Below are 22,398 nucleotides of genomic sequence, written 5' to 3'. Positions count from 1 at the left end.
GCCCGGCGGCGCGCTTCATGGAGACCTGGACGGGTCTCACGGCACCGACGCCCCGTGGGGCCCGGGCTCACTTCGTGACGCGGTAGCGGAAGGCGTCCATGGTCAGAGTCTTCTCGGCAGCGGGCATGGAGATCGTGAACTTCTCACCGAACGAGTCGTAGGTGGTGGTACTCGTCCTGCCGTCACGCTTCGATTCCAGCAGGAGCAGCCGCTGCTCTGCATCGTCGATGAAGTAGACGTCTTCGGTCTTTCCGTCGCCGGCTTGTACCGCTCCGGCCTGCCTGCCTGCGACGGTCCGGTCCTTCCCCTTGGCCCGGCGTCCGGTTTCGGCGATCTTGAAATACATCGCGCAACCGCCTTCCGCTTTCGTGGTCACGTAGGCCGATCTCAGCTCCGCGGGAACGGTGATCTGCTGGCCCCGCTGACGCAGGGCTGCGGCGAAGAGGTCGGCGCTGGTGTAGGCGGTTCCGTCCTTGCAGTAGATGTCGCCCAAGGTGGCGCCGGTGACCTCCACATGGAGACCCTGGGCAGGGTCGGACCACATTTCCTGCTTCCCGCCGGCGAAGGCGGTGGTGGTCCCCGACGAATGGAACGACTCGGTCTGCATCTTCGTGTTCGCGGCTTTGGCCGCCGCCACGGCGTCGGCGTCGGGCTTCGCCCCGCTTCCGTCCCCGCAGCCCGCCAGGGTTGCGGTGAGCACAGCTGACAGGAAGAGGGACCAGACGGTGGAATTCTTCATGTGCATAGGTGGGACAGTCTCTTTCGGGTCAGTCGTGACCGGAGTCGCAAATGGGCACCCAGCGTTCCAGAGCCGCCAGTGACCTCCATCGCCGTGGGTCCACAGCCTTGCATGGTGCGCCTGCGGCGTCATTGCCGTCCCCCGGCAGAGAAGACCGCCCCGAAGTGCCGGAACCAGAAGGGGCCTACAGCAGGGCTGCACGGCTGAGCGCGAAGGCGCCTACCGTACGGTGAGCGGGACCCGGGATGGGCTGCGATGCGCCGAGGCCGCTTGCAGGGGAAGGGTGAGGATGCAGCTGCTCAGCTACGGCTCGATCGAAGGGGGAAAAACCATGACGACGTGGGGACTCGTTCTGGAGACCACGGTGGGCTCGGGCGAGCGCAAGCACACCGAAGCGTACGTAATGGCGCACGTGGAAGGTCCGCGTGAGACGGCTCTGGCAGAGTTGGAGAGACGGGCGCGTGCTTACAGTCCGGAGCACCCCAGGAGCCCCAAGCGCCGCCGTCTGTTCCGTGGCGGTGACGGATTCCTACTCGTGATCGACGGCGCATGGCAGTCCCACGCCACGCGCTTCTCCGTCGCCGAGCTCATGGACGACACCGACCACGCCCCACCGTCGGAGGCGGTCGGCGACAGGCCTGCGGCGCCGGGCCGGAAACCGGAGCCGGAGCCGGAGCGGGAGCCGGAACCCGTTCCGCCGACTCTGCCGACCGTGACTGTGGAGCGCGACGAGGACGGCGTACCGGTGAAGCCCGCGTGGCTGGGACGTACAGACCTGGTGTGATCACTCTCCTGATGCCGTGCGTCGGCAAGCGCCGAACCCAATGGACAGGATCTATTCGAGGGTCATCAGAGAGACCGCTGTGGCCAATGTGGCGATGAGCCACCACGCAGGGACGGGTATCGCGGCCGCATTCACGTTTCATCTCTCCTTCGACACGCGGGGCCCCAGCGGCTGAGTGCGCCAGGCACCACCCGAACGCAGTCGCCGTCTTGCGCGTCGAGGTTCGGGCGGGTCTGACCCCCGTGCCTTGATCCTCTCCGCCCTCCGGAAGAGAGCGCATTGCCGTTGACCGGCAGTCTTTGCGCTCCTTTGATGCCAGTGGCAGCGCCCTTCACTGCCCGCCTCAGGATCGGGGGCCGGTACAAGCCGGCCGCGCAGTAGTACGCATCCGCTTCAGGGACGGGCGATGGGGGCTTCCTGCTCCAGGCGAGCACCGAGGGCGGCGGCGAAGTCCTCGGCGCGTGCCAGTTGGATGCGGAGCTTGTCCACCTGCTCGGTGGCGGCCCGCTCGTACTCGCGCACGCGGTCCAGCAGGGCCTTCCGCTCGCCCGCGTCCAGGTCGCCTCCGGCGTCGAGACGGTCGGTGGCGTCGAGCAGGTCCCGCATCTGGTCGAGAGTGAAGCCCAGCGGCTTCATACGGCGGATGACCATCAGGCGGGCCACGTCAGTCTCCGTGTAGAGGCGGAAGCCGCCCTGGGAGCGGGCGGAGGGGGCCACCAGGCCGGTCTCCTCGTAATGCCGGATGGTGCGCAGGGACAGCTCGGTCCGCTGAGCGACTTCACCGATCTGCATGTGTTTGTCGTCCACGCGCGTGTTCCTGGCCCTTCATGTCCGGAGGGCCACCTTCCGTGCAGCCTCCATCCCTACTCTAACGTTAGGGTAGAGTTGCAGCTGTGGATGGCCTTTCGGCTGCCCCGTTCTTGCCGTGTCGGGGCCGATGGCGCCCCCGGCGAAGATCTGATCCTTGCAGGAGAGAGCGTGCACGAGCCCATGACGCCCGTTGCCGCCGCCTGCCCGCCGTGACGCTTCGCCCCTGGACGTGACCTCGTCGCGCCCGCGTGGGCCCGCGCTCCGTCCTCTTCTCGACTTCAGGCCCGCCCGTGCGAGCCGTCCGCGGGGTGCCGACCCGGCTCTTCCGCGTCCTCCCGTACGCCCCGGCCTGCCGAGTGGGGCGTGCCCGAGTGCGACAGGTTCCCGTTCTCTTGTCCTCTACTGCCTCCGTTGCGTCTCCCGCCGCGAGACTGCGCGCCCTGCGTCCCGACTGGCTGTCCGACCCGAAGGTGTGGCGTACCGAGGTGCTGGCCGGCCTGGTCGTCGCACTCGCGCTGATCCCCGAGGCGATCTCGTTCTCGATCATCGCCGGTGTAGACCCTGCGATCGGCCTGTTCGCCTCGTTCACGATGGCCGTGGTCATCTCAGTCGTCGGCGGGCGCCGTGCGATGATCTCGGCCGCGACGGGTGCGGTCGCGCTCGTGATCGCTCCGCTGAACCGTGAGCACGGATTCGGCTACCTCGTCGCCGCGGTCATCCTGGCCGGTGTGTTCCAGATCGCGCTCGGCGCGCTCGGCGTCGCGAAGTTGATGCGGTTCGTCCCCCGCTCGGTGATGGTCGGCTTCGTCAACTCCCTCGCCATCCTGATCTTCATGGCCCAGGTTCCCGAGATGCACGGCGTGCCGTGGGCGGTCTACCCGCTGGTGGTGGGCGGCCTGGTGCTGATGGTCTTCTTCCCCAAGATCACCACCGTGATCCCGGCCCCGCTGGTCTCGATCGTCATCCTGACGGTCATCACGGTCGCTGCCGGGATCGCCGTCCCGACCGTCGGCGACAAGGGCGCGCTGCCGTCCTCCCTGCCCGTGCCCGGACTGCCCGATGTGCCGTTCACGATGGACACCCTGACCACCATCGCTCCGTACGCCTTCGCCATGGCCCTGGTCGGCCTGATGGAGTCGCTCATGACGGCGAAGCTGGTCGACGAGATCACCGATACCCAGTCGAACAAGACCCGCGAGTCCGTCGGGCAGGGCATCGCGAACATCGTCACCGGCTTCTTCGGTGGCATGGGCGGTTGCGCGATGATCGGCCAGACCATGATCAACGTGAAGGTCTCCGGCGCCCGCACCCGCCTGTCCACGTTCCTCGCGGGCGTGTTCCTCATGGTGCTGTGCATCGTCTTCGGCCCGGTCGTCTCCGACATCCCCATGGCCGCCCTGGTCGCCGTCATGGTGATGGTCTGCTTCGCGACCTTCGACTGGCACTCGATCGCCCCCAAGACGCTCAAGCGGATGCCCGCCGGTGAGATAGCCGTCATGGCGGTCACCGTCGCGGTGGTGGTCGCCACGCACAACCTCGCCATCGGCGTGGTCGCAGGCTCCATCACGGCGATGGTCATCTTCGCCAAGCGCGTCGCCCACCTGACAGAAGTAACCGCCGTCACCGACCCCGACGGCAGCACCGTGGTCTACGCGGTGACCGGTGAGCTGTTCTTCGCCTCGTCCAACGACCTCGTGGGCCAGTTCAACTACGCCACCGATCCCGAGAGGGTCGTCATCGACCTGACGGCCGCCCACATCTGGGACGCCTCCTCGGTGGCCGCCCTCGACGCCATCGAGAGCAAATACGGGCAGCGCGGCAAGACGGTGGAGATCATCGGCCTCAATGACCCGAGTGCCGATCTCCACGGCAAGCTCACGGGCGAACTCACCAGCCACTGAGGCACACACGGGCCAGAGCGCAGGACCCCGGCCATCGGCCAGGGTCCTCCTCCCGCATTCTCATGGCCGGAGAAAGATCAGCAGGTCAGCCAGGTTGCGAGAAGCCACCCGGTCCGAGGTGTGGGCGCGTCCCTCAGGGGGTGCGGCTCCTCCGGATCGCACGGTGCTTCTGAATGCGGCGCCGCAGCCAGTGGGCCGTTTCGCCGAGGCCGATCAGGAAGGCGGCGCTCGCTGCACACCCCACCAGGGAGGCGGGCACGTCTTGGACGCGTCCTCCAGCCCAGAAGAGGAGGGTGAGCGCCGCCCACCACAGGGCCATGGACACGGCTTCCGCACGCCGGCTGTGATTCATGTACGGGCTCCGTTCTTCCCTCGCCGGCGGGTCAGGGCCGGCCGTTCGTCACGCCAGGGCGAAGTAGCGTAGCCACAGGTAGAGGGCCGAGATGGCGATCGTGACGGCGGTGACGACGAGCCCGTACTTGGTGAACTGCCAGAAGGTGATGGGGTGGCGGTTGCGTTCGGCGATGCCGAGGACGACGACGTTGGCGGAGGCGCCGATGGCGGTGGCATTGCCGCCGAGGTCGGCGCCGAGGGCGAGGGCCCACCACATGACGTGATCGGGGTCGCCGCCCATGTCGGTGACGAGTTCGCTGGTGATGGGGGCCATGGTGGCGACGTAGGGAATGTTGTCGACGATCCCCGACAGCACGGCCGAGCCGCCCAGCAGGAGCATCGTGCCGCCCAGTTGGGCTCCGCCGATGATGTCCGCGAGGGAGTTCGCGAGCTCTGCGATGATGCCGGTCTCGATGAGCGCGCCGACCATGACGAACAGGCCGGCGAAGAAGGCGAGGGTCGGCCATTCGACCTCGCCGAGCACCTCACCGGTCTCGGCCTTGGAGATCGCGATCAGCAGGCCGGCGCCCAGGAGGGCGACGACGCTGGGCGCGTAGTGCAGCACGGGATGCAGGACGAAACCTGCCACGACCAGGGTCAGAACGCTCAGACCCTGAATGAGCAGCCGGGGCTCTTTGATCGCCTCGCGTTCGCGCAGCTCCATGATCTCCGCGGCACGCTTCTCGTCGTAGACGAAGTGCTTGGCGAACATCAGTCGGCACAGCGCTACCAGGACGAGGGTAAGGACCGCGGCCAGTGGCGCGAGGTGGACCAGGAAGTCGTTGAAGGTCAGGCCGGCCCGGCTGGCGATGATGATGTTGGGCGGGTCACCGACGAGGGTGGCGGTACCGCCGATGTTGGAGGCGAACACCTCGGCGAGCAGGAACGGAATCGGCGAGAGCTTCAGCCGGTCGCAGACCAGCAGGGTCACGGGGGCGACCAGCAGCACGGTGGTGACGTTGTCCAGCAGCGCGGAGGCCACCGCCGTGATGACGATCAGCATGGCCATCACCCGGAACGGTTTCGACCTGGCCTTCTTCACCGACCAGATCGCCAGGTATTCGAAGAGCCCGGTCCGTTTGAGGACGCCGACGATCATCATCATGCCGAGGAGCAGGAAGATGACGTTCCAGTCGATACCGGTCTCATCCGAGTAGAAGGCCGACGCGTCGTCGGTGGCCCCGATCGCCAGCATCAGGGCGGCGCCGCCGAGGGCTGCTGCGACGCGGTGGATCCACTCGGTGATGATCAGGATGTAGACGCCCGCGAAGACGGCGACCGCTGCCCAGCTCTGCCAGCCGCTCACGCCCCGCCTCCCACGTCGAGCAGGTGACGCATCAGAGAGGCGGCCGAAACCACCCCCACCAATCGGCGCCCGTCGTCGTCCCGGTCGATGACGGCCACCAGCGGGACATGGGTACGTGCCATGAGCGCGGCGATCTGCAGGACCCCGGCCTCCGGTCCGACGAACGCCGGCTTGAAGGAACGCCCCGGGATCCACTGGGCGACGGTCTTGCCGGCCAAGTCCTCGGTGAGGGTGTCGGCGTGCCGGTCGTCGATGACGGCTGCGAGCAGCGGGTCCTCCATGACGTACTCGGGCACCAGCTGCCGCACCAGCTGGGACCCGGGCACCACCGCGTACGGGGTCCCGTCGGAGTCCAGGACCAGGAGCGCGGCGAGGTTGTGCTCGGCCACCAGGCGGACCGCGTCCACGGCCCGATCGTTGCTGGTCACGTGTGGGTAGGGCTCGGCGAGATCACGGGCGATCATGGCGCTTCTCCTGGTCGGGGGCACTGCTCGGGGCGGGAACGGTGTCGGTCGTCTTCGGGGCGTGGTCGTGGTCGTCGTCGTTCGGGATGCCCGCGAGGTCTTCCACGTCGAAGAGGCGGGCGATCGGTACGTCGGTGCTGGAGTGGGCGATGATCGAGAAGGCGATACAGACGGCGATCAGCGTGTACGCCTGTTCGCCCTGCGGGATCCCGGCCTGGAGCACGAGCAGGCCGTAGACGACGGATGCGAAGCCCTTGGGCCCGAACCAGGCGGCCACCAGCTTCTCCCGCCGCTCGATCCGTGCCCCCAGCAGAGAAACCAGCAGGGAGGCGGGGCGGATCAGGACGATCGCCAAGACCACGGCCACGTACCCGCCCACCGACAGGTCCCCGAACAGGGCGGGGGTCAGCAGCGCGCCGAAGACGAGGAGGGCTGCGAACTTCGCCAGCTCCGCGAGCATCTCGCCCAGCGGCTCGAACACGGTCTTCGCCACGGGCGAGACGGAGGCCAGGACGGCCCCGGCGGAGAACGCCGCCAGGTAGGGGTTGGCGTGGGTGAGGTGGCACAGCCCGTACAGGATGATCCCGGTGGCCAGCGGCAGCAACGGCTGCAGCTTCGGCTCGGCGCCCAACAGCCTCAGCCGTACCAGCGCCGCCACCGCCAACGGCAGGACGGCGCCGAAGACCAGGCCGAGACCGAGCTCCAAGGCGATCTCGCCGACGGAGGCGTCCGCCTGGCCGAAAGTGGGGCCGGCCGCGGCGATCAGGAGCAGGACGACGGGCAGCGCGAGCCCGTCGTTGATGCCGCTCTCCACGTTCAGCAACTGCCGCAGCTTCGCCGGAACTTCCTTGCGGCCCACGATCGCCGAGGCGAAGACCGGATCGGTCGGCGCGAGCACGGCGCCGACGAGGAACGACGTCGTCCAGTCCAACCCGACCAGGTAGTGGGTGATCAGCGCCATGCCGGCCATGGCCAGCGGCATGCCCAGCCCCAGCGCACGGGCCGGGTTCTTCCAGTTCTGCCGCAGCTTCGGGAACGAGACATGCATGCCGTCCGTGAACAGCACCGCGAACAGGGCCAGATCGGCAGTGACCGAGACGATCTCGCTGTCGGCCGTGATGTGGATCAGCCCGAGAAACCCGTCACTGACCAGCGCCCCGCCCAGCAGGAAGAGCAGCGAGGTGGAGAGGACCGTGCGGGCGGCAAGCCCGGACAGCAGCACGGCGACCAGCAGCGCCACACCGAATACAGCGACGAGCACCATGACGTCAGACCCCGATCCGCGAAGAGAGCTATCCCCTATCGCCGACCAGGCTTCCCGGCACACCACGGCGGACTTTACACGTCCCTTACGCTGCATTGACGGTTCTCTAACGGCAGTCCGACGGACCCTGCTTTGCCGAACTCCGGCATGAACGCGTCACGCAAACCTCGTCTATCGTGGGCGCCCGATCCCGAGAGGTACCGATGAACGGCAACCCCACGTTTCACGCGATTGCCCTCGCGGCCGGCACGCTGCTCGTGCTGCCCGTTTTCGTGGCGATCCTCACCGGCTGGACGCCACGCGGCCTCCGCGGGCGACGGCCGGCAGCCCGCCCCTACGCCTGGGCCATCCTCTTTCTGTACACCCTCATGCCCCTCAACGCCGTCCCCCGCATGCTGGACGCCGCCTCCGATGTCGTGACCGTTTGCACGGGCCTCGGCTTCATCCCCGTCACGGCTGCTCTCGTGTGCTTCATCCAGGCCGAGCGCGCCGCCCGCCGAGCCGACTCGAAGCGGGTGTCCTGAACAGTGGGCAGTCGTAGTATCACCGGATGGGTGCGCCGCAGCATCGCTGCATGGGTGCGCCGCAACGTCACCGAGCGCCGCCTGGCTGTCACCCTGGTAGCGGTAGGTGTTCCCACCACCTTGGCCGGTGTCGCCGTCTACGTCCTTCCGGGTCCCGGCTTCCCCCTCCTGGTCATCGGGCTCTCCCTGCTGGTCACCGGGCTTGTGATGCTGGGATCCGGCGAGCGTCCCTGACCCGCCGCATCCGGCACCAGCACCGTTCAGGTGGAGCCGGTTCACCCGTCGCGCCTTCGGGTTCCGGGACGAGCCGGGCTCCCGCGGTGCGCTAAGGCGGTACACGGCCCCGTGCTGGGGCCGGATCCCCCGACGCCCCACGGATTCACCGCCCGACCTGACGTGAACTCGGTGCGGGCTGCGGGCGCCGGCGAGGCCCCGGGCACGGGCGGATCCGTGCGGCGGGGTCAGGAACCGGATCCGGCGAGGAGGCGCCCGGGGTCCGGCGCGGCCGGCGCACCGGGCGACGCCGCCCAACCGCCCATCAGACGCAACGCGGCCTCGGCCCCGGCGTCGGGGGCCGTGAAGACGACCAGCACACTGCCCTCGTCACCGGGCAGCGCGAGGGTCTCGTAGGCGAGGTCGAAACCGCCGACCACCGGATGGCAAAAGCCTTCGTGCCGTGCGTCTTCTCCCGCACGTCCTGCGTGGCCCACATCTCCCGGAACTCCGGGCTGCGGCGGCTCGGTTCCGCCACCACCGCGGCCAGTGGCGCGTCCGCGGGTCTGCGCCCGGCACAGAAGCGCAGGAATCCCACTGTCTGGCGGGCCACCTCCGCCCACCGCGGATACAGCTCCCGAGCGGAGGCGTCGAGGAACACGTGGTGCGCGAGGTTCAGCTGTCCGGGCGGCGCTTCGTCGGGGCCGCCGACCAAGGCCCGGGCCAGGCCGTCACCTACGCCGAGCAGGCGGGCGCCGTCGATGACATCGGCCGCCGTCGTCAGGCTGAGGACCCTGCCGTTCTGCTCGCCGAACGAGCACCCCTGGACCTCGCCGAGCCGCCGGCCTCGATCCGTCATCAGTGACTTCCCCATCGGGTCCGCGTTGGGGTCCTCCTCGCGTGCCTCGGCATGGGCGGCGCCCACCGCATGCTTGATCATGACGGCATCCGGGCCGACGGCGCGCGCCTGCGTCCGGGACGAGCAGCTCGCCGCGCGACCAGCGAATCCGCACGGATGTCACCCGTGCCGGTGCGGGGGCCAGCACCAGGCCGGTCACCTCGCCCACCGTCTCAGCGGTGTCGGCCGCCACGACGGGCATCCGGAGCACGTCGTCGAAGCGCTTCACGATGGCTCCCTCAGCGCCAGCTCCAAGCCCCGCGCCGCCTCGCGGAAACCGGTGAGGTCCCCCGCGGTGAACTCGAAAGACATCGTGGGCACCACCACGTTCTCGCGAGAGGCGGCGATGGGCGTCGGACGGGCAGCAGGACCGTGGCCCGGCCGGCGCCGTGGTGACCCAGGCGGACCTCGTACCCCACCGCCCGCCCGGCGTCGTCCGTGACGTCGAGGACCACGTCGGTGACGCGGCCCATGTGCTCATCGTCCGACGTGAGGACCGCGGTGCCGCTCATGCCGGTGCCGGGGTCATCAGCCCGTTCGGCCCCACCTTGTCGGCCAGAGCCGAACGGTCGACGACCATGACCGCGTCCGGGCCGAAGACATGGACTGCGCCAGGGCAGGACCTCGTGCAAGGCCCCGAGAGCACACCCCGACCACTCAGGGTGAACATCGTCACCCTGCCGTCGGCCGCATCCGATACAACGTCCTTGACCTGGCCGCATCTCCATGCAGGATCACCACCGGCCGACCCACCACGTCTCCCACGCGCACCAGGGAACGCCATCGCCGCTCACCTCCACCGTCCGGGGGTGGAGTGCGCCGCTCGGCCATGGCCCCTCCCCGGCGGCGGCGTGCCTGCGTCACGAGCGCCGAGACGGCGATCACCGCGAGGATCCCAAGCACCGCGATCAGCCAGAACCGCCATTCCATGATCCGACCCTCCCGCCTGCCCGGGCCGCACCGCTCTACACCTGGCCGGGGGACGCTCCGACTCCCTTCGGCGCTGTGGAAGGTGCGGCCGCCCACGCGACGGCACTGTCGAGCTCCTCGTGTCCGAACCTCCGAACCTCGGCCCGGACGAAGCGGTTCGCGAGCCGGGGCAGCAGGGAGGCCACCTTGCCGTCGGCGGCCAGGGCCACCTTCCCGATCACCCGGCGGTGATCACGCACGAACCGCACGTGCCGGACCAAGCTGCTGACGTTCTCCCATCCGGGGAACCCGGCGGCATGAAGCACGACGCCTGTCCGTCCGCCGGGTGTCCCCAGCCGGCTGTCCATGGTCGACCCCAGGGTGTCGAAGTCCGCCGCGCGCAGCGGCTGCGAGACCTCGACCACGAGAACGCCGGAATCGGTCAGGCGGTGGGAGATCCCGGCTCCCTCCGGGAGTGACGCCAGCCAGCGGAAGGCCCCCTCCCGCTGGTGAGCGCCGAACAGCCGAACGGGACAGGGCATCAGGAAGCTCATCAGCCGGGTGGGCTCACGGATCCAGCCCGTATCGGTGACGACGGCACAACCCTCGAACAGTTTGATCGATCCCAAGCCGACCTTCAGGTCCTCCCAGGCGGCTCCTGGGGTGAAGCGCCGGAACTCCGGACCGAACTCACAGAGGATCCGGATCCGGCGGCCCTCTCTCCGCGCGTCCTCGATGAGTGGCTCCACCACCTGCCGGTAGTCGTTCTTCGAAACGGTCCCGGCCGCCTTGAGCACGTCGATACCCAGGGTCGCGTGCTCGCTTCTCTCCAGCATGTCGCTTCCCTCCTGTCCGTGAAGGATGCCTGTGAAAGAAGGCCTGCGCCGAGGCGGCCGTCTCGCCACCCCCGCCCCGGCCACTGGCGTCCAGCCCTCCGTGCCCGTACCCTCACGGACGATCACCACGGGGCGGGGGGCGTGCAGCGCGCACTGCCGGCTCACAGATCCCGGCAGCAGGCGCACCGTTGCTCCAGCACACCGTGACCCGCAGTCCGGCGAGCCGTCCGAGGGGAGAAGGCCGGGTCACGGCGATCACCTCCGTTCCCCTCGGTCCTATTGTCTTCCAGGACTGCCCGGACGGTGCCGCCGGTCCGGCACAATGCGGCGTTCCCCGTTCGGGGCTGGGCGGAACCTCGCCGGGGAGGTCCCGCGCCGGGCCGCGCCCTTCGGCCCGTACTCCTGGCCCTCCGGGCAGCCACCCGCTCGCGCTCGCCGGTCTGCGGCCCCCGCGGGCCGGCCCGTCAGCCGGAGCCGTCGCGGTCGGCTGCGGCGACCGCTGCCCGGATGTGCGTCAAAATGCCGTAAAGATTGCCGGAGGCTGGCAATGTGTTCAGGCCCTCCCGCTGAAACGATGCCGTTGTCCAGCCAGGACAGCAGTACGACAGCGGAGGTGCCCATGGGCTTGTTTCTGGGTCTCGGCATCGGGGGGATCGTGCTGCTGGCCGTCTCGCTGGTGCTCGACGGGGTCGTCGAGGGTGCTTTCGATGGTGTTCTGGACGGCCTGTTCGATGGCTGGCTGTCGCTCCCAGTGGTCGCGGGCTTCGTTTCGATGCTCGGTTTCACGGGGGCGATCGTGCTCGGGTCCACGGGACTCGGGCCGGGAGCGGCAGCAGCCGCGGGGACGCTGGCTGGTGCAGGAGCGAGCTGGCTGGCCTGGCAACTGAGCCGGGCCTTGCTGCGAGATCGCAGCGCAGTCGCCCCGCACCAGAACGACCTCCTCGGATCCACGGGAACGGTCGTCACCGCCATCCCCGCCGACGGGTACGGCGAGGTCCTGCTCCGCCTGGCCGGCCAGCCCGTGAAGTACGCCGCGCAGGCAGACACCCCACTGACCCGGGGCGCCGAGGTGTGGGTGACGGCCGCACCGTCCTCCACCTCGGTCACAGTCCGCGCCGTAGAGCACTGACCGGACCCGTTCCTTCAGCACAACCGAGCTCAACCGTCATCGATCTGCCGCTTCGGGGGCAGGAGGGGATCCCTCATGAGTCCAGTCGTCACAGCGGTCGTCGGAGTGGTCGTACTCCTCGTCCTGCTCGCCCTCGTGGTGGTCACCCGGTACAAGGTCGCGGGCCCCAGCGAGGCGTTCATCATCACCGGACGCCGCGGCAAAAGCTCCACCGATCCCGAGACGGGACGGATATCGACCGACAACACCGGCCAGAAAGTCGTGGTCGGCGGCGGGGTGTTCGTCGTCCCGTTCGTCCAGCAGCGCTACACCCTCGACCTGTCCAGCCGGCACATCCCGATCGCCGTGCGCGGCGCGGTCACCCTGCGCGGCATCAAGGCCAACCTCGAAGGCGTGGCGATCGTCAAGGTCGGCGGCAACGAGGACGCCATCCGCGCCGCCGCGCAGCGCTTCCTGCAGCAGCAGGACGGCATCGTCGGCTTCACCCAGGAAGTGCTCTCCGGCGCCCTGCGCGCCATTGTCGGCCGCATGTCGGTCGAGGACATCATCCGCGACCGTGCCGCGTTCGCCGGACAGGTCGCCGAGGAGGCCGAGGCCAGCCTGTCCGGGCAGGGCCTGGTCCTGGACGCCTTCCAGATCCAGGACATCACCACCGAAGGCTCCTACCTCGAAGACCTCGGCCGGCCCGAAGCCGCCCGCGCCAAGCAGGAAGCGGACATCGCCGAGGCCAACTCCCGCCAGGCCGCCGAACAGGCCCGCTTGAAAGCCGAGGAGGAAATCGCCGTCGCGCAGCGCACCCTGTACCTGCGCCAGGCCGAGATCAAGGCCGAGACCGACGCGGCGACCGCCCAGGCCAACGCAGCAGGTCCCCTGGCCGACGCCGACCGGCAGCAGCAGATCCTCGCCGAACAGGAGAAGGTCGCCGAACGCCAGGCGGCGCTCACCGACCGCCAGCTCGACACCCAGGTCCGCAAGCCCGCCGACGCCCGCCGCTACCAGGCCGAACAGGAAGCCGAAGCCCTCCGCGTCGCCCGCGTCAAGCAGGCCGAAGCCGAGCGCCTGGCGGCCATCGCCGCCGCCCAGGCCGAGGCCGAACGAGCCCGCCTGACCGGCGAGGGCGAGAAGCAGCGCCGCTCCGCACTCGCCGAGGCCGAAGCCATCGAGGGCGCCAAGCGAGGCGAGGCCGAACGCGCCCGCCGCGCCGCCATCGCCGAAGCGGTACGCCTGGAGGGCGACGCCGAGGCCGCCGCCATCCTGGCCAAGGGCACTGCCGAGGCCGAAGCGATGCAGAAGAAGGCGGAGGCCTTCGAAAGCTACGGCGACGCCGCGATGATCCAGATGATGGTCGAGGCACTGCCCCAGGTCGTGGCCAAGGCCGCCGAACCGCTGGCCGCCATCGACAAGATGACCGTCATCTCCACCGACGGCGCGAGCAAGCTCTCCCGCACCGTCACCGACAACGTCGCCCAGGGCATGGAACTCCTCTCCTCCACCACCGGCGTCGACCTCGCACAACTCCTGGGAAGCCTCACCCCCGCCAAAACATCCGCCATGCCCGAGTCGAACTCATCCAACGGCAAGATCGAAATAGTCGGCTGACTGCGATCACGTCCCTTGGGGGGGCCTGCTGGGTAGCAGGCCCCCCCAAGGCGTGAGCAAACAGAAGACTCGGCACGAAACGAGGGGACACCAGGTGAACTTCGACCCTGAGCCCGTCTTCAAACGAAGCAAGTGGGGCACGCAGAAGTACTACTACAACCCGCGTAACCCGATCGGGCTCGCCCTGATCATCATCACCCTCCTCTTCACCGGGACGGTGATGCTCCTCATGGCGAACCGGGCAGGCCCCTTCGCACCGGATCTGCCGGAGCCCGCCCCCACATGGAGCCCGTCACGGTCACGCTACGAACACTCCTGGCCGCCACCCTCGAGTACCCCCACACCCGGGTCGCTTCTGTCGCCCACCAGCACCCCCGAGCGTTGAGCAGGGCCGGCACCGCTCGTGCGGCCGACGGCCGCCACGACCACGCCCCTTGATCGTCCGCGAGGAGCGAGAGTGCATCCTTTGGGCGTGACCTCAACCTACGGGCAGCAGCAACAGGCAGACCAGCAAGTCGGGATGGTCGTCTGCGGCGACGACGGGCTCGCTCGCCGACTCGCTGCCGAGCTACGTGACGTGTACCGGGAGCACGTGACCCTCGTCGTACCCACCACCGGGGAGGCTGGGTCCGGCCCTGCCCACAGACGGGCCGGCGGAGGGCGGTTCGGGCTGCTGGGGCGGATTCCGGCCGCGCGGGCGTCCGTGGCCGACGGGCAGGCGGCAGCAGTACGTGAACGCGTACTCGAGACGGGAGAGCCGACAGAGGAGGTACTCGCCAGTGCAGGAGTGACCCGAGCCGCTGCCCTGGCGCTTGTGTACGAGGACGACGCCACCAACCTGCGCGCCGCCCTGATCGCTCGACGGCTCAACCCACGACTGAGACTGGTCATCCGGCTCTACAACCGCAAACTCGGCCAACACCTGGAAGAACTCCTGGACCAAGCCGCGATCGTCGCGGAACCAGGCATCGACCTGCGAGAACTCGACTCCTCGACGACCGTGCTGTCGGACGCCGACACCGCCGCGCCCGCCCTCGCCGCGACGGCAGTAGCAGGCACCAACAAGATCGTGCAGGCGGACGGCCTGCTGCTGCGAGCGGTGGAACGCACACCCCCGCAGCGTGGACAGACGGCCGACCCCGGCCTGTGCACGTTGGCATTGCTCTCGGCGACGACCAACGATCCAGCAGGTAACGAGGGGTCCGAGCTCAGCGGGGACCAAGGCCCGCAACTGCTGCCGGACGACCGCACGGTGGGCGCCGCGACAGGGCGGGGCATCGTGGCCCTGGAAGCGGTGTCCCACACGGGACCCGCACAGGCCGCACCCCGGCTGGGCCCCACTGCGCTCCCGTTCGACTCGCTCTTCTCAAGGCGGCTGCGCTGGTCGCTGGCCGGCATCGTGGCGGCTGTTGCTGCCATCGCCGTGGCCTCGTGGCAGACGACGGGGGACCACCCTCTGCACGCTGCGTACATCACCCTCCTGGACATCTTCGCGATCAACGACCCAGCGGTGGATGAGCCACCACAGCGCCAGGTTCTGCAGATCCTCTCCGGCTTCGTCGGCCTGCTCCTGCTGCCCGTCCTGGTGGCGGCCGCATTGGAGGCCCTGGGAGCCTTCCGCACGGCGACGGCACTTCGGCGGCCCCCGCGCCGCCTTTCCGGACAGGTGGTGCTGCTTGGCCTCGGCAAGATCGGGACACGCGTGCTGGTACGCCTCCACGAGCTGCAGATCCCTGTGGTGTGCGTCGAGAACGACCCCGAGGCCCGCGGACTGGCCCTCGCCCGCCGCCTGCGGATCCCGGTCGTCCTGGGCGACGTCACCGAAGAAGGAATACTGGAGACCGCTGGCATCCACCGGGCCCACGCCCTGCTGGCTCTGACCAGTTCCGACACCACCAACCTCGAAGCGGCGCTCTACGCCCGCTCGATCAACGCCGAGGTACGCGTGGCCCTGCGCCTGTACGACGACGGCTTCGCCACAGCCGTCTACCGCACCCTGCGAGCCGCACACCCCACCGCCCTGACCCGCAGCCGCAGCGTCACTCACCTCGCCGCCCCCGCCTTCGCCGGAGCGATGATGGGACGACAGATACTGGGCGCCATCCCCGTCGAGCGCCGCGTCCTGCTCTTCGCCGCCGTCGATGTAGCAGGCCACCCACAACTCGAAGGCCGCACCATCACCGAATCCTTCCGTCCTGGAGCCTGGCGGGTGATCGCCATCGACACCGCCGCACCCGAGGAACGTCGGGCCGACCTGGCCTCCTCCGCACGTGAAGGGGACGGCCGACACCCCGGGTTGATCTGGGAGCTCCACCCAGGCTATGTCCTCAGGCCGCAGGACCGCGTAGTCCTGGCCGCCACCCGCCGCGGTCTCGCCGAACTCCTCGGCCGCCGAGACCCCCACACCACAGACCACCCGGGTGGTGGCCACCGCTGAGGACTCCATGAGCACGGTCCACTGCGACTGCTGTCTGGACGGGTGGTCTCCTGCGGTGAGAGGCAGTGGCGCGTCGACGGCACCGCGGACCCCCGCCGTGGACCTCATCAGGCGTACTCCAGGCAACCGAGGGCCAGCACACACCGACGGAAGTGACGCCCGTCCCGCGATAACACCCGGGCGTGTTCGGTCACTTTGCCTCTCGGCAAGATGAAGATCTTGAGTCGAACGGGGCCGTCGTGTCGGGGGAGTTCACGCATCAGGCAGCGATGCGGCTCAACGGCGTTCCGGCTGCCGATGGCGGGGGCGGGGGGACTTTCGCGTCGAGCCGACGCAGAAGAGGTCTGCCGCTTCGCGCTCGGGTTCGGGCCGCCAAAGGAGGTCGACCTCGACCCTGCGCTGCGTCTTTCCGCCGCCACCGAGCTGGCCGGCTACGCGCCTGACCTGTACGAGATGCTCGCCGGCCTGGACAGCGAGTACGTGGCCCTGCAGCGGATAAGAAAAACACAGCCCGGCAGCTCGCCGCCGTCCCTGCGGACGCGATCGGTACGGCACTCTCCACGCGGCCGACGGCGAACTCCCGCGCTCTCGGTCCCTGGACGGCATAGCCGACACGATCACGAACCAGGACGCCCAACAGGTCCGGATATGGCACGGCATCGTGTTCGCACGCCTGCTGGAGGCACAGGCCACACCACCCGCCTACCAGGACGAACCGGCCGACTACCTCATCACCGCTTGGCTCCAAGAGTTGAGGAAAACGCCTCAAAGGGACCGTGCGGAGCGCCTGCGCACCCAGGGCCTCGACACGGCCCGCACCTGGACGCAGACACGCGGCGTCGACGAGCAGGACCCGGCAGGGTCTCCTCGCCAAGGTGGAAAGGAGCTCCCTCAGCGCCTACTGGGAAATGAAGCCCTGATCCCTCGGCGCCGTTGCCCGAAGGCACAGGACGCAAAGGGTGTGCGGCTGTGCTCGTGGGAACCCTTGCCGCAAACGGCCGCGTGGAAGGTAGGCCAGCAGTCGACGACTTTGCCGAAGGTCGGCAGTCTGCATGCGGCTTTGTCGCCGACCGGAGGCACTACGGCAACCACCCTTTGGCGTTAGTCTCTTACATTAGTTATCCACTAACATGGAGCGGGTGGTCATGGCCTTCCCGATGGTCGTGGTGGTCGGCGCCGGGCCGACCGGATTGGCAGTGGCCTGCGGGCTCAGCGCGGCGGGGGTCCCCGTCCGCGTGCTGGACAAAGCGGCCGGGCCGGCGGTGACCTCGCGGGCGCTGGGGTTGCAGCCCCGCGGTGCAGAGGTACTCGGCCGCCTCGGTGCGCTCGGTGATCTTCCCGAGCTGTCCGTGCCGATCGCGCAGGTGGTCACGTACGTGGACGGCGAGCCGATGGCGCGGCTCAGGGTGGGGCAGCCCACGAAGCTGGTGACCAGGCCGGGACTGCTGATGTCCCAGGCTGAAGTGGAGGTCCGACTCCGGCACTGTCTGGCCGGACTCGGGGTCGAGGTGGAGTGGGACCGTGAACTGCTGGACGTCCGCCGGGGCGTCGATGGGGTCGGTCTGCGCTTCGCGGACGGAGAGGAGCGGGCAGGCTGGCTGGTGGGGTGCGACGGAGCGCACAGTCGCGTCCGCAAGGCCGCCGGTATCGACTTCCCTGGCGTACCGGTCATCGAGCGCTTCTTGCTCGCCGATGTGAAGGCCCGCCTGCCGGTTCCTCGGGACACCGTCTCCGTCTGGCTGCGTGGAGACCGGATGATCGGCGTGTTTCCGCTTCCGGGCGAGGACGTGTGGCGGCTGATGGCCCCCGCACCGGCCGGTGCCGCCGAAGACCTCACTTCCCACGCGTTGATGGAGGTTCTCCGGGAGATGCTCCTGAGGGAGGCAGGCGTCCCGCGCGACACCGTACGCGACGTCCTTTGGACCTCGGCGTTCCGGATTCATCGCCGCCTAGCGTCGGCCTACCGCCAGGGCCGGATCCTGCTCGCCGGCGACGCCGCGCACATTCACAGCCCCTTTGGAGGCCAGGGGATGAACACCGGCCTGGGTGATGCCGAGAACCTGGCATGGAAGCTCGCTCTGGTCGCCATGGGCGGGGCGAATGACGCCCTGCTCGACACCTATGAGACCGAGCGTCGCCCCATCGCCCGCGAAGTGCTTGAATCCACCAGTGCCATGACCCGCATGGTGGTCGGACAGACCCCATGGGCACGGGCACTGCGCGATCAGGTGTTCGTTCCCCTGCTGAACCGCTCTCTTGTCCAGCGCCTGATCTGGGAGAAGTCGTCCCAGCTGAAGATCACCTACCGCCGGGGGCCGCTCGGCGCGAGGGCCCTTTCCGGCCCCGGCCCCCAAGCAGGCGACCGCTTGCCCGATCTCGCATGCGTCCGCCAGGACGGGACTCCAACCCGCCTGCACCGGGAACTGAGCCCCCACTGGGCTCTGCTCAATTCCGCAGATACCGCCGGGAAACACGAGGCTGTCGCCCGTCGGCACCTCAGCCCCGGCGTGGCCGTGCTGAGTGTCGCCGGCCTCCGACACCAGGCGATGCTGGTGCGCCCCGACGCCCACCTGGCATGGCGCGGGACCTCCCCCGCCGCCCTGGGCGAGACGCTCACACGCATACTCGGAAGCGGAAGCACGCACTGAATGGAACGAACGTCCGGAGGCAGTAGGTCCATGAGCTCGACCCCAGCACGGCCCCCGGGACTGCGCGACCGGAAGAAGGCGCAGACCCGACGGACGATCCAGGAACAGGCCCTGCGCCTGTTCCTGGCCCAGGGGTACCAGAACACCACTGTCGAAGAGATCGCAGCTGCTGCCGACGTCTCCCATATGACGTTCTTCCGCCACTTCCCCACCAAGGAAGCCGTCGTCGAGTCCGACCAGTACGATCCGCTGATCGGCCGCCTCATCGAGGAGCGGCCGCCGCAGGAGGACAGTCTCACGGCCCTCCGCCACGCCCTCGTCCAGGGCCTGAAGGCGGTGTACGCGACAGACAAGGAGGCCCTGCTCGTCCGCACCAGGCTGATCCTTGAGACACCGGCCCTGCGCGCCCGCACCTGGGACAACCAGTACGAAACCCAGAGGCTGTTCGCCGAGGCCCTCAGAGCACGCGACCCCGGCGAGAGCGACCTCACCACCCGCGTCACGGCGGCTGCCGCTCTCGCGGCAGTGACCACGGCCCTGGCGTCCTGGGTGGAAAGCGACGGAACCCTCGACCTGCCCGCCCTCGCCGACGAGGCGTTCCACGCACTGCGCCCGTAGTCCTTCAGACCGGGTCACGGCTTCATGCCCCGTTCCGCGAGCTGTCGATGGCATCTGGGCCCAGGCTCAGCTGAGCTCGGCGAAGGCTTCCACATCGCGGGTCTTGCCGGTGACCATGATGACGTCGCCCTTCTCCACGACGGTTTCGGCGGTGGCGTGAATGAAGTCCTGATCGGAACCCTTGATTCTGGCGACCGTCACCCCGTTTCGACTGCGGACGGCGCTCTCGCCGAGGGCGATGCCCGAGGCGAGGCCCGGGGCGATGGTCTTGACCCGGGCGTAGTGAGGGCCGTGCTGGCGGCTGATGGCCTGGGCCCAGATGTTGGGGACGTCTTCTTCCAGGAGGTGGACGCGATGAGGATGCCGGCCTCTATGTCGGTGCCGATGCCGACGACCACGAAAAATCGGGGACGGGCCTCGGGGCTGGTTCCGCGATGGGCAGGGTGAGGACCATGGTGAGGCCGCCTCCCGGGGTGTCCTCCGCCGTCAGGATGCCGCCGACGGCTTCGGTGAAACCACGGGCGACCGCGAGCCCGAGTCCCACTCCGGCTCCGGCAGGGGCGTCTCCGTAACGCTGGAAAGGTTCGAAGACACGGATTTTGGCCTCGTCCGGGATGCCCGGTCCGCGGTCGACGACGCGTAGTTCCACGCGGGCGGCGAGCGCACTGGCCGAGACGAGAACGCGCTGGCCGTCGGGGCTGTACTTGACGGCGTTCTCGACGATGTTGGCCACGGCGCGTTCCAGGAGCCCTCGGTCGACCGCGACCATGGGGAGGGTCTCGGGGATGTCGAGTTCGACGCTGTCGTCGGGGACGCCGGCCAGGGCCATCGGGACCACTTCGTCGAGGTCGGTCTCACGGATCAGCGGGGTGACGGTGCCGGTCTGGAGGCGCGACATGTCGAGGAGGTTCCCGACCAGGGCGTCGAGCCGGTCCGCTCCCTCTTCTATTCCTTCGAGGAGGTCCGCCCGGTCCTCCTCCGACCACTCCACGTCATCGGCGCGCAGGGAGGTCACGGATGCCTTGATCCCGGCAAGGGGCGTGCGCAGGTCGTGGCTGACGGCGGCCAGGAGCGCCGTACGGATGCGGTTGCCCTCGGCAAGGCGCTGGGCCTCCTCTGCCTGGCCGACCAGGCGCTGGCGGTCGAGTACGACGGCCGCCTGGGCGGCGAAGGCGCCGAGGACCCGGCGGTCCTCGGCCGGGAGGACGCGGCCGGTGAGGGCGAGGGCCATGTTCTCGCCGATGGGCATGTCGACGTCGGCGTCCTCGGGTCGGGCGGCCGGGGCGGGCCCGGTGCCGGCCGCGAGGGTCCACGGTTCGACCTCGTTGTCGCGTTCTAGTAGGGCCACCGATTCCATGGCGAAGGTCTCGCGGACCCGTTCCAGCAGGGCGGGCAGGGCCGTCTCGCCGCGCAGGACGCTGCCGGCGAGGAAGGAGAGGATCTCGGCTTCGGCGCGCAGCCGGGCGGCCTGGTGGGTGCGCCTGGCGGCGAGGTCCACCACGGAGGCGACCGAAACTGCGACCGCGAAGAAGACCGCGATGGCGACGATGTTCTTGGGGTCGGCGATGGTCCACAGGTGCAGGGGCGGTGTGAAGAAGTAGTTCAGCAGCACGGACCCGAAGGCCGCCGAGGCCAGCGCGGGCAGCAGTCCGCCGAGCAGCGCGGCAGCCACGGTCAGCGTGAGGAAGAGCAGCATGTCGTTGGTGAGCCCGAGGTCGGGAACGACATTGCGCAGCAGTACGGTCAGCAGCACCGGCCCGGCGATGCCGACCAACCAACCCCAGATGATGCGGGAGCGGCCCAGGCGGGCGCCGCGTGCCGCGGGCAGGCCGCGGCCCTTGGCCGCGGCGTCGTGGGTGACGATGTGGACGTCGAGGTCAGGTCCGGACTCGCGGGCCACAGTGGCGCTGACGCCGGGCCCGAATACGTACTGCCAGGGGCGGCGGCGGCTCACGCCGAGGACGATCTGTGTGGCGTTGACGCCGCGGGCGAATTCCAGCAGAGCGTCGGGGATGTCGTCGCCGATGACGTGGTGGAAGGTGCCGCCGAGATCCTCGACCAGGGTCCGCTGCACGGCGAGTTCCTTGGGCGAGGCGGAGGTGAGGCCGTCGCTGCGTGCGATGTAGACGGCGAGGACTTCGCCGCCGGCGCCCTTCTCTGCGAGGCGTGCGGCCCGGCGGATGAGCTGCCGGCCTTCGGGACCACCGGTCAGACCGACGACGATGCGCTCACGGGCTTGCCAGGTGGAGCGGATGTTGTGCTCGCCGCGGTACTCCTGGAGGTACTCGTCGACCCGGTCCGCGACCCACAACAGGGCGAGCTCGCGCAGGGCGGTGAGGTTGCCGGGCCGGAAGTAGTTCGACAGGGCCGCGTCGACCTTGTCGGGCTTGTAGATGTTGCCGTGGGCCATCCGTCGGCGGAGGGCCTGCGGGGACATGTCGACCAGTTCGATCTGGTCGGCCCTGCGGACCACCTCGTCGGGCACGGTCTCCTGCTGCCTGACCCCGGTTATGGCCTCGACCACGTCGCCGAGGGACTCCAAGTGCTGGATGTTCACGGTGGAGACGACATCAATGCCGGCCTGGAGTAGTTCCTCGACGTCCTGCCAGCGCTTGGCGTTGCGGGAGCCGGGCACGTTGGTGTGGGCGAGCTCGTCCACGAGCGCGACGGCAGGGCGGCGCGCCAGGACGGCGTCCACGTCCATCTCGGTCCAGACGCCGCCACGGTAGTGCAGTTGGGCCCGCGGGATCTCCTCCAGCCCGTGCAGCATGACCTCGGTGCGCGGTCGTCCATGGTGCTCAACGAAGGCGACGACGGTGTCGGTGCCGCGCTCGATCCTGCGGTGCCCCTCCGAGAGCATCGCGTAGGTCTTGCCGACGCCGGGGGCCGCGCCAAGGTAGATACGGAATGTGCCGCGTCTCATGTC

Annotated in this window: 21 protein-coding genes and 1 pseudogene; 11 read left to right on the top strand and 11 right to left on the bottom strand. The window is 69.2% G+C overall.

Going from position 1 to position 22,398, the window contains the following annotated elements; all coding sequences use genetic code 11:
• Positions 1 to 67 precede the first annotated feature (67 nt).
• Positions 68 to 739 (bottom strand): hypothetical protein, encoded by a 672-nt coding sequence (locus OG509_RS33375; RefSeq protein WP_406186320.1) that lies wholly within the window; start codon positions 737 to 739, stop codon positions 68 to 70.
• A gap of 289 nt (positions 740 to 1,028) precedes the next feature.
• On the opposite strand from OG509_RS33375, the gene OG509_RS33370 reads away from it, so the two are divergent.
• A complete protein-coding gene (locus tag OG509_RS33370) occupies positions 1,029 to 1,523 on the top strand; it encodes a hypothetical protein (RefSeq protein ID WP_406186319.1) in 495 nt (164 codons plus the stop codon).
• Positions 1,524 to 1,916: 393 nt separating this feature from the next.
• Here OG509_RS33370 and OG509_RS33365 read toward each other — a convergent pair whose 3' ends face one another.
• A complete protein-coding gene (locus OG509_RS33365) occupies positions 1,917 to 2,330 on the bottom strand; it encodes a MerR family transcriptional regulator (RefSeq protein WP_406186318.1) in 414 nt (137 codons plus the stop codon).
• Positions 2,331 to 2,725: 395 nt separating this feature from the next.
• On the opposite strand from OG509_RS33365, the gene OG509_RS33360 reads away from it, so the two are divergent.
• Complete coding sequence (locus OG509_RS33360; RefSeq protein ID WP_406186317.1) at positions 2,726 to 4,234, top strand: SulP family inorganic anion transporter; 1,509 nt, start codon at positions 2,726 to 2,728, stop codon at positions 4,232 to 4,234.
• Positions 4,235 to 4,367: 133 nt separating this feature from the next.
• On the opposite strand, the gene OG509_RS33355 is transcribed toward OG509_RS33360, so the two are convergent.
• From OG509_RS33355 to OG509_RS33340, 4 genes are read right to left on the bottom strand one after another with little or no spacing between them, the layout of a single operon-like run.
• Entirely contained in the window at positions 4,368 to 4,586 is a 219-nt protein-coding gene (locus tag OG509_RS33355; RefSeq protein WP_406186316.1) for a hypothetical protein, read from the bottom strand.
• 48 nt (positions 4,587 to 4,634) lie between these two features.
• Positions 4,635 to 5,933, bottom strand: a complete 1,299-nt coding sequence (locus OG509_RS33350; protein ID WP_406186315.1) for an SLC13 family permease — start codon at positions 5,931 to 5,933, stop codon at positions 4,635 to 4,637.
• Positions 5,930 to 6,397 carry a CBS domain-containing protein gene (locus OG509_RS33345; protein WP_406186314.1) on the bottom strand — a complete coding sequence of 156 codons (468 nt, stop codon included), beginning with the start codon at positions 6,395 to 6,397 and terminating at the stop codon, positions 5,930 to 5,932. The genes OG509_RS33350 and OG509_RS33345 overlap by 4 nt, the downstream gene beginning before the upstream one ends.
• On the bottom strand, positions 6,384 to 7,661 hold the full coding sequence (locus tag OG509_RS33340; RefSeq protein ID WP_406186313.1) for a cation:proton antiporter: 1,278 nt from the start codon (positions 7,659 to 7,661) through the stop codon (positions 6,384 to 6,386). The genes OG509_RS33345 and OG509_RS33340 overlap by 14 nt, the downstream gene beginning before the upstream one ends.
• 203 nt (positions 7,662 to 7,864) lie before the next feature.
• Here OG509_RS33340 and OG509_RS33335 point away from each other — a divergent pair, with 203 nt between their 5' ends.
• Positions 7,865 to 8,185 carry a hypothetical protein gene (locus OG509_RS33335; RefSeq protein WP_363127194.1) on the top strand — a complete coding sequence of 107 codons (321 nt, stop codon included), beginning with the start codon at positions 7,865 to 7,867 and terminating at the stop codon, positions 8,183 to 8,185.
• Between the two features lie 30 nt (positions 8,186 to 8,215).
• Positions 8,216 to 8,419, top strand: coding sequence for a hypothetical protein (locus OG509_RS33330; RefSeq protein ID WP_406186312.1), 204 nt, complete (start codon positions 8,216 to 8,218; stop codon positions 8,417 to 8,419).
• A gap of 227 nt (positions 8,420 to 8,646) precedes the next feature.
• Here the strand turns inward: OG509_RS33330 and OG509_RS33325 are convergent.
• A pseudogene (locus OG509_RS33325) lies at positions 8,647 to 9,113 on the bottom strand (hypothetical protein).
• Between OG509_RS33325 and OG509_RS33320 the strand changes: the two are divergent.
• Positions 9,063 to 9,263, top strand: a complete 201-nt coding sequence (locus OG509_RS33320; RefSeq protein ID WP_406187856.1) for a hypothetical protein — start codon at positions 9,063 to 9,065, stop codon at positions 9,261 to 9,263. The pseudogene OG509_RS33325 and the gene OG509_RS33320 overlap by 51 nt on opposite strands.
• A 272-nt stretch (positions 9,264 to 9,535) precedes the next feature.
• On the opposite strand, the gene OG509_RS33315 is transcribed toward OG509_RS33320, so the two are convergent.
• Both OG509_RS33315 and OG509_RS33310 read right to left on the bottom strand, forming a co-directional pair.
• Positions 9,536 to 9,808, bottom strand: a complete 273-nt coding sequence (locus OG509_RS33315) for a PRC-barrel domain-containing protein (RefSeq protein WP_406186311.1) — start codon at positions 9,806 to 9,808, stop codon at positions 9,536 to 9,538.
• Between the two features lie 453 nt (positions 9,809 to 10,261).
• Complete coding sequence (locus OG509_RS33310) at positions 10,262 to 11,041, bottom strand: STAS/SEC14 domain-containing protein (protein ID WP_406186310.1); 780 nt, start codon at positions 11,039 to 11,041, stop codon at positions 10,262 to 10,264.
• A gap of 619 nt (positions 11,042 to 11,660) precedes the next feature.
• On the opposite strand from OG509_RS33310, the gene OG509_RS33305 reads away from it, so the two are divergent.
• The 6 genes from OG509_RS33305 (at position 11,661) to OG509_RS33280 (ending at position 19,472) form a co-directional block, all read left to right on the top strand.
• On the top strand, positions 11,661 to 12,170 hold the full coding sequence (locus OG509_RS33305) for a hypothetical protein (RefSeq protein WP_406186309.1): 510 nt from the start codon (positions 11,661 to 11,663) through the stop codon (positions 12,168 to 12,170).
• A gap of 75 nt (positions 12,171 to 12,245) precedes the next feature.
• A complete protein-coding gene (locus OG509_RS33300; protein WP_406186308.1) occupies positions 12,246 to 13,769 on the top strand; it encodes a flotillin family protein in 1,524 nt (507 codons plus the stop codon).
• A gap of 94 nt (positions 13,770 to 13,863) precedes the next feature.
• On the top strand, positions 13,864 to 14,154 hold the full coding sequence (locus OG509_RS33295) for a hypothetical protein (RefSeq protein WP_406186307.1): 291 nt from the start codon (positions 13,864 to 13,866) through the stop codon (positions 14,152 to 14,154).
• Positions 14,155 to 14,289: 135 nt separating this feature from the next.
• Positions 14,290 to 16,206 (top strand): NAD-binding protein, encoded by a 1,917-nt coding sequence (locus OG509_RS33290; RefSeq protein ID WP_406187752.1) that lies wholly within the window; start codon positions 14,290 to 14,292, stop codon positions 16,204 to 16,206.
• Between the two features lie 1,145 nt (positions 16,207 to 17,351).
• Positions 17,352 to 18,854: an FAD-dependent monooxygenase gene (locus OG509_RS33285; protein WP_406186306.1), complete on the top strand. Its 1,503-nt coding sequence runs from the start codon at positions 17,352 to 17,354 to the stop codon at positions 18,852 to 18,854.
• Between the two features lie 30 nt (positions 18,855 to 18,884).
• Complete coding sequence (locus OG509_RS33280) at positions 18,885 to 19,472, top strand: TetR/AcrR family transcriptional regulator (protein ID WP_406186305.1); 588 nt, start codon at positions 18,885 to 18,887, stop codon at positions 19,470 to 19,472.
• A 66-nt stretch (positions 19,473 to 19,538) separates the two neighbouring features.
• Here the strand turns inward: OG509_RS33280 and OG509_RS33275 are convergent, their stop codons facing one another.
• Together OG509_RS33275 and OG509_RS33270 are read right to left on the bottom strand one after the other, a co-directional pair.
• On the bottom strand, positions 19,539 to 19,673 hold the full coding sequence (locus OG509_RS33275) for a TrkA C-terminal domain-containing protein (protein WP_406186304.1): 135 nt from the start codon (positions 19,671 to 19,673) through the stop codon (positions 19,539 to 19,541).
• A 169-nt stretch (positions 19,674 to 19,842) separates the two neighbouring features.
• On the bottom strand, positions 19,843 to 22,395 hold the full coding sequence (locus OG509_RS33270; RefSeq protein WP_406186303.1) for a DUF4118 domain-containing protein: 2,553 nt from the start codon (positions 22,393 to 22,395) through the stop codon (positions 19,843 to 19,845).
• Between the last annotated feature and the right edge of the window lie 3 nt (positions 22,396 to 22,398).

The organism is Streptomyces sp. NBC_01006 (genome assembly GCF_045162725.1).
Taxonomy (GTDB): domain Bacteria; phylum Actinomycetota; class Actinomycetes; order Streptomycetales; family Streptomycetaceae; genus Streptomyces.
Note: the sequence above shows the minus strand (reverse complement) of the source record. Positions and strands in the feature narration are given on the sequence as shown.